The sequence below is a fragment of the Streptomyces sp. NPDC001732 genome, from assembly GCF_053596315.1.
In genome coordinates this window covers 26,074-38,666 of sequence record NZ_JBSFFY010000007.1, presented here as the reverse complement: position 1 = coordinate 38,666, position 12,593 = coordinate 26,074, and the positions used below count along the sequence as shown (strand labels likewise).

At 67.0% G+C, this 12,593-nt stretch carries 10 protein-coding genes; all 10 read right to left on the bottom strand.

What is annotated here, in order from left to right; genetic code table 11:
• Positions 1-13 precede the first annotated feature (13 nt).
• A complete protein-coding gene (locus ACWCXX_RS10165) occupies positions 14-808 on the bottom strand; it encodes a YgjP family zinc-dependent metalloprotease (RefSeq protein ID WP_451125886.1) in 795 nt (264 codons plus the stop codon).
• Positions 809-812: 4 nt separating this feature from the next.
• Positions 813-4,505, bottom strand: coding sequence for a type I restriction endonuclease subunit R (locus tag ACWCXX_RS10160; protein WP_451125885.1), 3,693 nt, complete (start codon positions 4,503-4,505; stop codon positions 813-815).
• Positions 4,506-4,628: 123 nt separating this feature from the next.
• Positions 4,629-4,874 carry a hypothetical protein gene (locus ACWCXX_RS10155; protein ID WP_451125884.1) on the bottom strand — a complete coding sequence of 82 codons (246 nt, stop codon included), beginning with the start codon at positions 4,872-4,874 and terminating at the stop codon, positions 4,629-4,631.
• Positions 4,875-4,894: 20 nt separating this feature from the next.
• Entirely contained in the window at positions 4,895-5,218 is a 324-nt protein-coding gene (locus ACWCXX_RS10150; RefSeq protein ID WP_451125883.1) for a hypothetical protein, read from the bottom strand.
• A 194-nt stretch (positions 5,219-5,412) separates the two neighbouring features.
• Positions 5,413-5,601: a DUF397 domain-containing protein gene (locus ACWCXX_RS10145; protein WP_073788226.1), complete on the bottom strand. Its 189-nt coding sequence runs from the start codon at positions 5,599-5,601 to the stop codon at positions 5,413-5,415.
• A gap of 12 nt (positions 5,602-5,613) precedes the next feature.
• Positions 5,614-6,465, bottom strand: a complete 852-nt coding sequence (locus ACWCXX_RS10140) for a Scr1 family TA system antitoxin-like transcriptional regulator (RefSeq protein WP_451125882.1) — start codon at positions 6,463-6,465, stop codon at positions 5,614-5,616.
• Between the two features lie 36 nt (positions 6,466-6,501).
• Positions 6,502-7,719 (bottom strand): restriction endonuclease subunit S, encoded by a 1,218-nt coding sequence (locus ACWCXX_RS10135; protein WP_451125881.1) that lies wholly within the window; start codon positions 7,717-7,719, stop codon positions 6,502-6,504.
• Entirely contained in the window at positions 7,709-10,489 is a 2,781-nt protein-coding gene (locus ACWCXX_RS10130) for an N-6 DNA methylase (RefSeq protein WP_451125880.1), read from the bottom strand. The genes ACWCXX_RS10135 and ACWCXX_RS10130 overlap by 11 nt, the downstream gene beginning before the upstream one ends.
• 99 nt (positions 10,490-10,588) lie before the next feature.
• Positions 10,589-11,323, bottom strand: a complete 735-nt coding sequence (locus ACWCXX_RS10125) for an RloB family protein (protein WP_451125879.1) — start codon at positions 11,321-11,323, stop codon at positions 10,589-10,591.
• Complete coding sequence (locus ACWCXX_RS10120) at positions 11,323-12,591, bottom strand: AAA family ATPase (RefSeq protein ID WP_451125878.1); 1,269 nt, start codon at positions 12,589-12,591, stop codon at positions 11,323-11,325. Before ACWCXX_RS10120 ends, ACWCXX_RS10125 begins: the two co-directional genes overlap by 1 nt.
• Positions 12,592-12,593: the final 2 nt, after the last annotated feature.

The window sequence follows — 12,593 nt, the reverse complement described above, 5'->3', positions numbered from 1 at the left end:
GCCGCCGGACCGTTCAGGCGAGGTCTCCCATCCACACCCGACGGCCCAGTTCGTCCAACTCGGTCTTCAGCCGACGGCACTCCGGCAGCGCCCTGCCCAGAAGGCGCCAGTACTCGGGGCCGTGCCCGGCCACCCGGACGTGGGCCAGTTCGTGTGCCACCACGTAATCCACGAGATGTATCGGCAACTGGAAGACCGCCCAGTGCAGGGAGATCACACCGTTGTCGTCCACGCCGGCCCGGTAACTCCCCCACCTGTGGCCCAGGTCCCGTACGCGTACCCTCGGCTCGGGAACGTCCATCCGAGCGGCCCAGGGTTGCAGACGGCCTCGCACCCAACGCTGCCCCGCCCGGCTGTACCAGTCCGCGATCGCTTTGCGTGCGAGAACCGGATCGGCGGCGACCGCGCTGTCCAGCCGCAGCCTTCCGGCGACAAGACGAACGGCGGGGACCGGGGCTCCGTCCTGCATCGTGTCGACGACGAGAAGCCGGTGGTCCCGCCCCAGGTACCGGTGGATCTCACCATCGCTTAGGGAGCGCGTGGGATGGAGCTGGCGCCGCTCCTCACTGAGCCGCGCCTTGGCCTCGATCCAGCCGACGCTGGCGCGTACGAAGTCTTCGACCCGCCGGACCCCGCACCCCTTGGGCACATGCAGGGTGAGCGACCTGTCCCGCTCCACCGTCAGGCCCAGACGCCGACGACGGGCGCTGATCCGTACCCTCAGCTCCCGCCCGTCGACGACCAGCGTTCCGTCCTCGGTGAGCACGGGCTCGCCGAGAGGGGACGCCGGACCGGAAAGCTGGGACATATGGCTATTCTCTCCGCACCTCGGAGCGGAACGCTTCCAGGTGCTGCGTGGCATACCCCGCGAGCGTCGAGGCGAGCCGCTTCACCTCCTCGCGCCCCTCGCCTTTGTAGCGATATCCGATCTCACGCAGCCGCGTGTACAGGCAGGCCTCCAGCCACGCCACGTGGGCCGCTTCACCGCCGAAGGAGGCCAGGCTCACCCGGTCGGTGATCTCCCCGTAGACCTCGGCCACGACCTTGCGCAGTTCCTGCGGTTCCGGATCGTCGAGCAGCTCGCTCTCCGCCAGCTTCTCCCCGAGCAGTACATGGAGCCGCTGCTCCATGGGTGTGAGGCCGGCGACGGCCGGGTCGGTCTCCTCCGCCTTCCGGGCCCGCTCGACCAGCGGGCCCAGCTCACGGACGATGTCGTCCCAGCGTCCGGCGAACTCCTCCAGCACCCGCTCCAGCTCCGCCGACAGCTGCCGGTACACCGCCCGGTCCTCCACTGCCTGCCGTTCCTCCAGGTGGTAGCGCAGGCCCTGGATCTGTTCGGCCGCCGCCTCACGCACCGGAAGCCTGCCCACGACCTCGTCGAAGTCCGGAGCGAGGATCGACACGGGCGGAACGGCCTGGTTCACCTCCTGCGCCTCCAGGTGGTCGGCGATCAGTGCGCGTACCTTGCGTCCGTATCCGCGCATCACGAAGCCGCCGCCGGTGTCGTCGCGGTAGCGGCGGCGCACACGCATCTGGAGCACACTCCATTCCCGTGCCTCGGGAAGGAAGCCGAGAGCGTCCTCATGCGGCAGGGTCCGGTCCACCGCGCCCAGGAACTCTCCGAGCCTCTGGTCGAATTCCGCCCGCCGTACGGAGTCCCCGAGCTCGAACACCGCCTGCGCCAGTCCCGCTCTGGTCCTGAGGCCGTCCGCGTCGATGCCCACCGCCGCCAGGAACGCGCGGAATTCCGCGGCTGTCCTCCCGAGCTCGGGCAGTTCGTCGGACATGTCGCGCAACGAGTCGAGAGCGCGCGGGTTGCCCTGGTAGGCGGCCAGGGTCACGGCGAGATCGTTCAGTACGCCGTAGTAGTCGACGACCAGGCCCTCCGTCTTACGACGGGCGGGCCGGTTGACGCGGGCGATGGCCTGGAGCAGCTCCGCGTCGCGAATCGGCCGGTCCAGGTAGAGCGCCTGCTCGATGGGGGCGTCGAACCCGGTGAGCAGCATGGATTTCACGATGAGGACGGCGATGGGCGGCGGATCGGCCGCCTCGTCGCCCCAGACCAGGTCGCTCCAGGGGTTCATGCCACCGACGGAACCGGCGGGAACCGGGTCCGGTTCGGCGGGCGGAGTGAACGCCCAGGGGTTGTCCGGGGGCAGTTGCGGAAACGGCTGGAGGAATCGGGCGATGTGCTCGCGCCGCTTCTTCTCGTCGGTCCATTCACTCCACCTCCCGGACTTCTGTTCCGAGCCTGCCGAGATCACGGGCACGAAGTCGATGCGCCGCAGCAGTTCCTGGAACTGCCAGGCACGCAGGAGAAGCGATTCCTCTCGGGTGTAGGTCTCCGGATCCCTTCCCCTGAGCGACTCCCGCCGCCCGCTCCGGTCGAACTCCGCGACGCGCAACAGCAGGGCGGTGCGCGCCTCCCGGAAGGCGTTGCGGTAAACGACGGCGGCCTTCCTGCTGACCACGGCCACCTGCGCCTTGAACCCACCGGTCAGCGGGCCGGTGACGTAGTGCTCCAGCATGTCGGCGGCCTTGCGCCGGATCAGCGGCGGCGACTCGGCCACGGCCCGCTTGGACGGGGTGCTGTACTTCGCGCGCACGCGCGCCCTCTCGGCCTCCTCCAAGGGTTCGATCAGGTCCTCGAAGCACTCGTCCAGCCGCTCCTTGTCCCGCACCTCGGCGGTGGTCGCCCGACCCGTGTACCGCACGGGCACGACGACCTTGTCGCGTTCCGCCTCGGTCATGCGGTACGTGTCGAGGAACTCCGGTTCCCCACCCGGTGTGCTGCTCGGCTCCAGGCCGAAGATGCGCCCGGTGTCGGTGATCCTGCCCTCCATGAGCGGGGTGCCGGTGAACCCGACCCTCGCCGCGTTGGGGAGGGCCTTGCGCAGGCAGGCGTGGAGAACGGAGGTGTGGGAACGGTGGGCCTCGTCGACCAGGACGAGGACCCGGTCCGAGTCGCTGCACTCGGGGAAGATCCGCGCGGCCTTCCGCAGGGTCTCCTCGTCCGGTACGGGATCGGCGACCTCCTGTGCGCTCACACCCGCCGCGGCCTTCGCCCGGCCGGCTTCGAACTCCCCGTCGAGGGAACGCTCCTCGCCCCCCGCCGTGTCACTCGTCCCGTCGTCGACGCGGACCAGATCGCCGAGGAACTTCTGGATGGTCGCGAAGATCACCGCGCGCCCGCCGGGGCGTCCGGCCCGGCCCAACAGGCTCTCCAGATCCGTCCGGGACTTCGCCTCGCGCACCTCGGAATCGCTCAGCGCGACGGCCTTGCGCAGCTGGAGCTGAAGGTCGATGCGGTCCGTGACCGCGACGATCGTGATGCCGTTCAGCGCGGGGTCCGGGCTCGCGTGCAGCCGCCGGGCGAGGAACTGCATGGTGAAGCTCTTGCCCGCCCCCTGGGTGTGCCAGACGACACCGCCGCGCATATCGAGGTCCCCGCCGGTGAAGGCGCGGCTGCGGCGCGTACGCAGCCGCTGGACGATCTTCTCCGTCGCGCGGTACTGCTGGTGCCGGCAGACCACCTTCGCCGTTCGGGGCTCCACCGTCCGGCCCCGCCGCTTCGTCCCGGTGCCGCTGTCGTCGCCGAGCGGCTTCTCGAAGACGTAGTGCCGGACGATGTTGAGCAGATTGCCCGGCTTGAGGACGATCGCGGTCAGCTGCTGCTGGAGGGTTGGGCGGGCCGTGGCGTCGAGGAGCCCCCAGCCACGCAGTTCCTGCCGGAGATGCTCCGGTTTCTCGTAGTCCGAACTGATGCTGCGCCACAGGGCGTAGTGCTCTTCGGAGGAGGAGTACGTGCCGAGAGCGGCTTCCGTTCCGTCGGCGGCGACCAGCAACTGGACCGGTGCGAACAAGTGCGGCACACCCCGTGGCGCGCCCGTTCCGCTGCGGGTGTCGTCGTCCACCGGGCGCCCGGTGTAGGCGCGCAGGTCACGGATGGCCTTGCCCAATGGGTCACGTACGTCCGGGGACTTGCACTCGATGACGACGAGGGGAATGCCGTTCACGAAGAGCACGAGGTCCAGCACGGCCGCCTTGCCGTCCGCGTCACAGACCCTCAACTGATCGACGACGAGATAGTCGTTGCGGGCCAGAACCTCCTCCCGGGTGCCCTCCAGCGCCTCGTACGACCAGTCGACGAACCGTGTCTTCACGTCCCGCTCGTCCGGGCCTGAGTGCAGGACGCCGTCCAGGAGAAGCTGGGTCGCGTCACGGTTGGCCTGTGGCAGCGACTGCGCGGACACGTGCCGTGCGGCGGCGCGCAGCGCGAGGAAGGCCGGATCGGTCTGCTTGTCGCCCGTCATCCACGGGGAGTTCCGGCGCACGGCGGCCCGCAGTCGCCGCTCCAGCAGGATGTCCCGGAAGTCGTCGCGCTCGCCCGCGGCCTTCAGCCGGGCGCCCTCGATGTGCTGCCATCCCATCGCCTTGAGATGCGCCAGCAGCGGCCACTCCGCCTCGACCTGCTCGGTCGTCCCCTCGACCACTTCGGCAGCCATGCCTTGTGCCCCTCCCCACGTACCGGCGAACCCGTGCGAAGGGTCCATTGTGCGCCAGGAGGGGCGGGCATGCGGCCAGGCCCCGCAACCCGTTGCGGGGCCTGGCAGGTGATGGCGAGCCGCTCAGGTCTGACAGCGCGTGGTGAGGATGCCCTTGCGGCAGTCCGGCCTGGCCGAAACGGGGTTGATGAGGGCGGCCGTCTCGTCGTCCAGCGCGTAACAGAGCTGAGCGTGCAGAACCTCGGCCTCGGCGGGGGTGAGACGGAGTGCGGCGTCGGCCTCGAAGGCCCCGTCACGGCGCAGCCAGAGGTCGATGGCGAGCGCCCCGTCCGCCTCCCGCCGCACGGGCTTGCTGGGCACTCGGCTCACGTGTACCTGCTCCACACCCATCAGGCCACCCCCCTCGCCGTCGTGAGCACCAGGCCGCCGACGCTGTGCGCCTGGCCCACCCCTGCCACGACCACCAGCCCGTCGAGGGCGAGCCGCATGGCGGTGCGTCGGGCGCGGCGTTCGTGGTCGATGGTGCGGGGCGCGAGGCCCAACGGGCCGCACTCGTCAGGACGTTGGGGAGGGGTGGCGAGACCGACGCGGGGCATGAAGGCCGGTGCCGGTACGGGCATCACGGAAACGGGGGCGCGCCGGACGCGCACCAAGACGGGCAGAGCCACCTGCACGAGTGTTCGTGGCAGGCGGGTGCGGATACGGTGGAACATGCTGACGCTCCTCTGAGGCGTTGGCCATGCCCCGGGGTGGTCGCACACCGCCGGGGCACTTTGCGTCAACCAACCGGCAATCATCACACCGTGTCAGCGACGCGACACCCACAGTACGCCCCACATGCAGCGCGAGACAACATGTTGTGCGTACGGGATCGGGGTGGCATATGCCAAGTCGGCGGCCGTATCACCTACGCAAAGTCGTCGAACTCTCCCGCCTTGGCTCCCGCCAGAAACGCCCGCAGCTTGGCCCGAGTTGTCCGGACGATCACCTCGGGATCATCGCTTTCGCGCAAGAGGATGTCTCCGTCCTGCTCAGCCAGCTCGACGCAGCTTCCCGTGTCTGCCGAGAAGGACGCCTTACGCCAGTGAAGTTCCACCGCTTCCAATCTTCAGATCCCTTTCACCACCTGCCGGATGAATCCGACGGAAGCCTCCGGCTCGACAGCACGTTCTTGCATGCGGTCAAGAACCGCCCGGTAGTTCACGAGGTAGGTCTCCGCATGCAGGAAGGTCACGCCAGTGGGGACATCGATCTGAACCGTGTCCAGCGCGGGCACTGGACCACACGCGTACAGCGTCGAACTCCCCGCGTTCGCGAACCCTCCCGCATCGAACGGTACGACGCGGATGGTGATGTTGGGCCGGTCGGACTGCTCCAGCAAGTACTCAAGCTGCCTGCGCAGTACGTTGCGGTCACCGAACCGCATCCTCAACGCGGACTCGTGAATGAGGAACTCACACGACGGAGGATCAGCGCGGTCGAGGAGCGCGGAGCGCCGCACTCGAAACTCAACGTGGCGCTCCAGATCCGCGGGGGTCATGACGGGCAGTGCTTCCGCAAAGATTCCACGCATGTAGTCGGGCAGCTGAAGCATGCCCGGAATGTGCATGATCTGGGCCGACCGAAGCATCGTCGCGTGATGCTCCATCTCGGCAATGTCCAGGAGACTTGCGGGCAGCGAACCTCGGTACTCATCCCACCAGTTGGACCCGCGTTCCCGAGCCATCGCCTCAAGCGCGTCGACGTATCGGGCGTCCGGGCAACGGTAGTTGTTCGCCCACACCCGCACACGGTCGCTGCTGACACCAGAACGCGCGGACTCGGTGTTGCTGACCGTGGTGCGATCGGTGCGATGCAGGGCGGCGGCCTCATTGATCGTCATCCCGATGTGCTCACGCATCCTGCGGAGCTCAGCACCAAGACGCCGCTGACGTTCGGTGGATGGCTTCCTGACGGACACTCCCTCATGCCTCCTTCCCGTGACAGGCCAGGTGCCTCAACTGGTCGCCTTACTTACGCCGCCCAGCAGGGCACCGATCAATCCCGCTCGAAGGCTACGGATCCCCTCAAGTGCAGAAACTTCAACACGGATTCGGTCTTCAATGGCATCCACCTGAGCAACAAGCTCGCCCTGCGCAACAAGCGGAACCCAAGGAAGGAGGATTCTTTCGATTGCACCCTGGGTGATGTTCTGCATACCTTGACTAATCCCGGATGACAACCCTTCAATCTGCCGGCGCACCTGAGACAACCCAAAACAGATGTCAACATATCGACGATTGGCAAGATTTCGATTCTCGACAATTCGGAGCGTCTTATCACTGAGCAGCAACCTGAACGGAGAATCCGTCACTACACACGTCCGACCAACCAAATCAGCCGTGCTCGCGCGAGCAATAATCAAATCCCCCGCAAAAACTTCACATCTTTCATCAATCAAGGCTGAATCAATAATTCGCTTATTCTCCGAAGCACGAAACCCCATTTGATTAATCGCACTCACCTTCAGAACCCCCCACTCCCCGGGAGAAGCCGGAGTGCCAGGAAGGTTAGGACTATGCCCCGCATCGATCCTGTCCAGTCGGTCACCTAGTGGAGCCCAGCAACCAATCGCCGCGACGCTCTCTTCCACGAAAGAAGATTTGAGCGTACGAAGCTTGGAAATGCCCGCTTCAGTAACCCGCTCAGACTCACGCACCGCATTCATAATTTCAACGATACGACGCTGATCCTCCATCGGAGGCAACGGAAACAACAGGTTCGCAAACCTGTCCCCACCAAGATGTGCGATACTTGTAGTCTTTTTCGCGATCGACGCAAAAGTCCCGTCACTCAACCAGGCCCTGAAGACCTCAATCGCATATTCCGGAATCACGCTCGACCCTGAGCGAAATCGGATCAGCGTGTTCTGAAAGCAATATCTACCCGGACGCCCCTCGTAAATTGCGCTACGGCCAACCAGCTCCAGACTCTGCCCTTCATTAAGCAAAATATCGCCAGGCTCCAGTCCATATTTCTGCCACTCCAAAGGGTTGAAGCTCATCGTCTTCACATCGGAGTAGTCGATCCAACCGTCAAGCACGTTGGCAACACGAAGGTACGGAGCATGCATGCCGTCCGCCTGGCTGCTGGCCGGCGAAAGCTGCTTCCCCATCCGCACCTCACCAACCTCCCCCACGGGAACCCAGCGGATCTCGTCCGGTTCAGTCGACATAGCCCAGCTCCTTCAGAAACCCTTCCAGCCGCTTCGACGCAGCCTCACGCCGCGCCTCGATGTCCCGCAGCGACACCAGGTACTTCCGCTCCCACCCCGCGTACGCGTCGATCAACTCCCGCCGACGCCGCACCACATGGCCCTCCAGTTTCGCCGCCAGGTCCTCCCGGAGGATGCCGAGCACGATCTCGCGCGCGCCCGCCTCGTCCAGCGCGTCCCGCACCTCGTGCAGACGGGGCGTGGGCCGCTCCTCTTCCGCACCGGAATCCGCACCGGCGTCCACCTCGGCGTCGGCAACAGCCGCCGTCACCGTCACGTCCAGCGCCGTCTGCCCGGCCGCAGCGACAGCCGCAGGCTGCGCCGCCTTCCCCGTGCCCTTCTTCTTCGCGGCAGCGGCACGTGCACCGGCCTTCGCGGCGCCCCCCATCCCGTCCAGCGGGTAGAACGCCTCCTCCAGCGCCTTCACCGCCTTGCCGGCCGCAGTCCGTTCCTTCTTCAGCTTCTTCAGATCCGCTTCGCTGAGCAGCGCCTCCGCCACCGCCGGATCAAGGGCCCCGGGCTCTGTGTCCCCGGACGCCTCGCCGTCGTTCTCCGCCACGCCCGCCGCGGCGGCGGCTCGCGCGGCCTCCGCTTCCTCGGCCGCCTTGACCTTCGCGTCCAGTCCGGCCTTGAGCGCGTCCGCCTCGGCCAGTTCACGCAGGAAGTCCGGGGCGATCCGGGCCACGACCTTGTGGCCGTACGCCTGGCGCCGCTCCGCGCCCGAGCGCTTGCGCGCGCCGCCGGTCCAGGGGTTCGGCTCCGGTTCCAGCATCGCCTCGACCGTGTCGACCCAGCCCTCGACGACGCCCTTGAAGCCGTTGCCGGCCAGGGCCTTCAGCTCGTTCCTGGCGTCCTGCCACCATCCGGCGACCGCTCCCGCGAGCGCGTACCGGTCCAGCAGATCCACGTTGAGCAGCAGCTTGCGGAACGAGTCGATCAGGTCGGCGCGCAGCCGGGCGAGCTGGGACCGCTTCTCGAACTCCGTACGGTCGTCGTCCTCGTAGGGCGCCAGGGACGCGATCTGCTCCGTCTCCACGGCCCACCACTTGTCGAACGCGTCCCACAGCTCCCGCTCCCGGCCCTCGGCCAGGGCGGTCAGCCGCTCGGCGTCCGGTCGCCGGTCCTCGGGCAGGAAGTCGACGTACGCGGAATCGGGACCCCGATCGGCGAACAGATCGGTGACCCGGACCTGGTACGCCGCCAGCAGCTTCGCCTTCTCCTCCGCCGCGATCTCCGACTTCGGCACCCCGCCCGACAGGTGCGCGCGGACGTCCTGCGGCTCGGGCGGCGGAGTGTTGTCGACGTAACGACGGATGTTGAGGTTGTACGCGTTCTTCTTCAGCTCGGCCCGCTCCACCCAGCGGGCGAACCGCGGTACGCCCGAACCGTCGCCCACCTCGTCGTGGAACGTGGAGACGATCTTCTCCACGTGCTCCGGCAGCAGCACGTTCTGCGCCCGCTCGGAGTGGAACTCACGGTCGGCGTTGATGAACAGGACCTTGCCCTGCCGGTCCGGGTGCTTCTTCCCTCTCGCCCGCAGCACCAACACGCAGGCGGGGATGCCGGTGCCGTAGAAGATGTTGGACGGCAGGCCGATCACGGCCTCCAGCAGGTCGTCCTCGATGAGCCGGGTCCGGATGTCGCCCTCCGCACCACTGCGGAACAGCACGCCGTGCGGCATCACGGTGAAGACGGAGCCGCCCCGCCCCTCCACCATGTACAGCATGTGCTGGAGGAACATCAGGTCCGCCTTGCCCTTCTCCGACGTGTAGCCGTACTTCATACGGCCGTCGAGGTCGGGCAGATCCTCCGCCTTGTAGTCCATGGAGAACGGCGGGTTGCTGAGCACCACGTCGTAGGACTTGTCGATGTGCAACGGGTTGGTGAGCGTGTCCCCGGTCCTCAGGTCGAAGTCGCTGGCGCCGTGGAACAGCATGTTCATCGTGGCCATCACCCACGAACCGTTGTTGGCGTCCTGCCCGGCCAGAGCCAGGTCCTCGGTGTCGCCGCCGTGCTCCTCGATGTACTCCTTGGTGTGGATGAGCATTCCGCCGGAGCCGACGCACGGGTCGTAGACATGCTGGTTGGCCTGCGGCCGGGCCAGTTCGACCATCATCCGCACGACCGCACGCGGGGTGTAGAACTCGCCGCCCTTGGCGCCCGCCGAGTCCGCGAAGTCCTTCAGCAGGTATTCGTACGCGGCGCCGATGACGTCCGGGAACTCGAAGTCCTCGCCCCGCAGCCGCAGGCTCCCGAAGTGGCCGATGAGTGCGGCGAGCCGCTTGTCCGCGAGCTTGGCCGCCGATGTTCCGGTACCGCCGCCCCCGCCGATCCGGTTGAAGTTGACATGGCCGAACAAGCCGCGGAGCCGCTCGTTGCCCTGATGGCCCTCCAGGGCGTCGAGCGCGGGCTGGAGATAGCTCGTGGCCACGTCGTCCACCGCGCCGGCCAGCCGGGACCAGCGGGCCTGCTCCGGGACATAGATGATCCGGTCGCGCGTGTAGTGGGAGGGCTCGTCCGCCTCCTCCTCGGCCTCTTCCCTGGACGCGCCCTGCGCCATCTCCTGGGCGATGATCCGGTCGCGGGCGGCGTCGAACTCGTCGTTCGCCCGCTTCAGGAACAGCAGCACCAGCAGGAAGTCTCGGTACTCGGCGGCGTCCATGGTGCCGCGCAGGATGTCCGCCGCGGCGAAGAGGTGGCGCTCCAGTTGATCGAGCGTGAGCTTGGCCACGGACGGACTCCCTGGTGGTGTGGTGCTGGTGATGACGGAATGACGGCGACGGGTGGCAGGTGGCGGACCCGGCCGATCGCGGACGTACGCCGACGCAGCCTAGTAGCCGCTGAGGAGAAGTCCCTCCTCGACGAAGTTCCAGACGTCGGTGTACGGATCCCACTTCTCCGGGTTGGTCGCTTCGACGCGATTGTTGATCGCCTTTGCGTACTTCTTGGCGTCGGCGTATCGCTGCCCGTCCTTGCTGAGCACCTGTTCCTCACGCATGTGCTTCGACTGCTGCTCGGAGACGGTGCGGACCTGACGTCCGTACGTCGCCGCGAAGCCGGGGCGGGAACGCAGCCGACTGTTGGCATCGCCGCAGACACCACCGAAGCTGCTCGTGTAGTTCGTGTAGTGCAGAAGCCGCCAGAGTTCGAAGCAGGGATGCGAATAGGCGACCTTGACGCCTTCCTTGTCCGCGAGCTGCCTGGCCTCGCGGATGTTCAGGTGATCGTCGCGGTCGAAGAGCACCCACACCTGAGGATAGTTCCAGTCTCCGGTCTTCAGCCCGGCGTCCCTGGCCTCCCGCTCGACCTTGCGCAACGTGCGGACGGCGTCCTTGACCATCGCGTACGGCTTACGGTGCTTGCCTACGGCGTTCTCGTTCTCGAAGTGGTGATCGACGCTGCGGCCCGGCGTGGCCGGGGTGCCCTTTTTCACAATGATGTCGATGTACTCGGGCTCGGTCACCTCGCCCTCGGTGAAGATGTACACCTGGCGTGCGCGGTTCGTGCGGCCCTTGGCGCCACCCTTCTTGCGGGAAACGCTGTCCCCTCCCCTTGGCCTCGCCATCAGACCTCTTCCGCCTCCATCCGCGCCAAGTCGTCCGTCCGCACCAGCCGTCGCCCGATCTGTCCCTCGGAGACCTTGGGCACCGCGCCGAAGGACCCCGCGAGGTACGAGGCCATCAGGTCTTCCTCATCCGTGGGATCCCAGTCCGCGACCGACGACAGCTCCGTCGCACCGCGCTCGTCCTTCTCGGTGAGCCACAGCTGCCCCGGTTCCAGGAGCCGGCCGCCTCCCGGTGTCCGCAGCAGGGAGGGATCGTGACCGGTGAAGACCAGCTGGGCCCCCTTGGGATTCACCCACGGAGCCTGGAAGAGGCGTACGACCTCTGCTGCGAAGCGCGAGTGCAGGCTGGCGTCCAGTTCGTCGATGAGGAGGACCGCACCCGTGTCCAGGGCGAGCAGGAGCGGACCGATCAACGCGAACCAGGAGCGGGTGCCCCAGGACTCGGAAGACCAGTCCATCGCCGTCCGCTCGCCACCGCCCGCATGGATCAGCTGTACCAGAGGGCGCCCGGATGACGACTGCTCGACCTCCACCCCCACGATGCCGAGGTCGGCGACCCGCAGCAGTTCCTCGGCCCGCCGTCGGAAGTCCTCGCTCCGCAGGAGCTTCATGGCCGTGTAGTCCTCGCGCTGGGTGCGCTCGGTCTCGGGAGTGACGTCCCAGAGGTTGTTCTTGAACCAGTCGAAGACCGGGGTGAGCTGCTCATGACCGTCATTCGCGGCACGCGTCAGGAGAAGGGCGTCCTGCCTGGTGGTACGGGCCAGTCGTGTGCGGTCATGGAGCCGGTCCCCGGGGAAGTCGAAGACCTTGTCACGTCCGGCGTCCCGGTCGAACCACACCTGCCGACGGCCCTTGGGATAGGCATAGAGCCATTCCGCCTCGACCCGCCGTGCACCCAGTTCGAACCCGTACGTCCAGCGGACACCGTCAGCGAGGACGAAGTCCGCCTCGTACAGGGACGTCTCCGACGCGGCCTTGGGATCCAGGGCGAACTCGTCACGGGGAATCCCGTCGTAGGACGTCCAGTCGGCGTAGGACCTCAGGACCGCATGGCGCATGTTCTTGAGCGCGGCAATCACATTGGACTTGCCAGAGGCGTTGGCTCCGAAGACAGCGACGACGGTGTGGACAGGAAGCCGACTGCCGTCCGAAAGGGCCAGTTCACGCGCCGCGGCCCGCTCTCTCTCGCTGTCCTCGGGTGCTACGAATGACAGCTCCTGCTCGTCGCGCAGGGACCGAACGTTCGCCACCCGGAATCTCAGCAGCATCC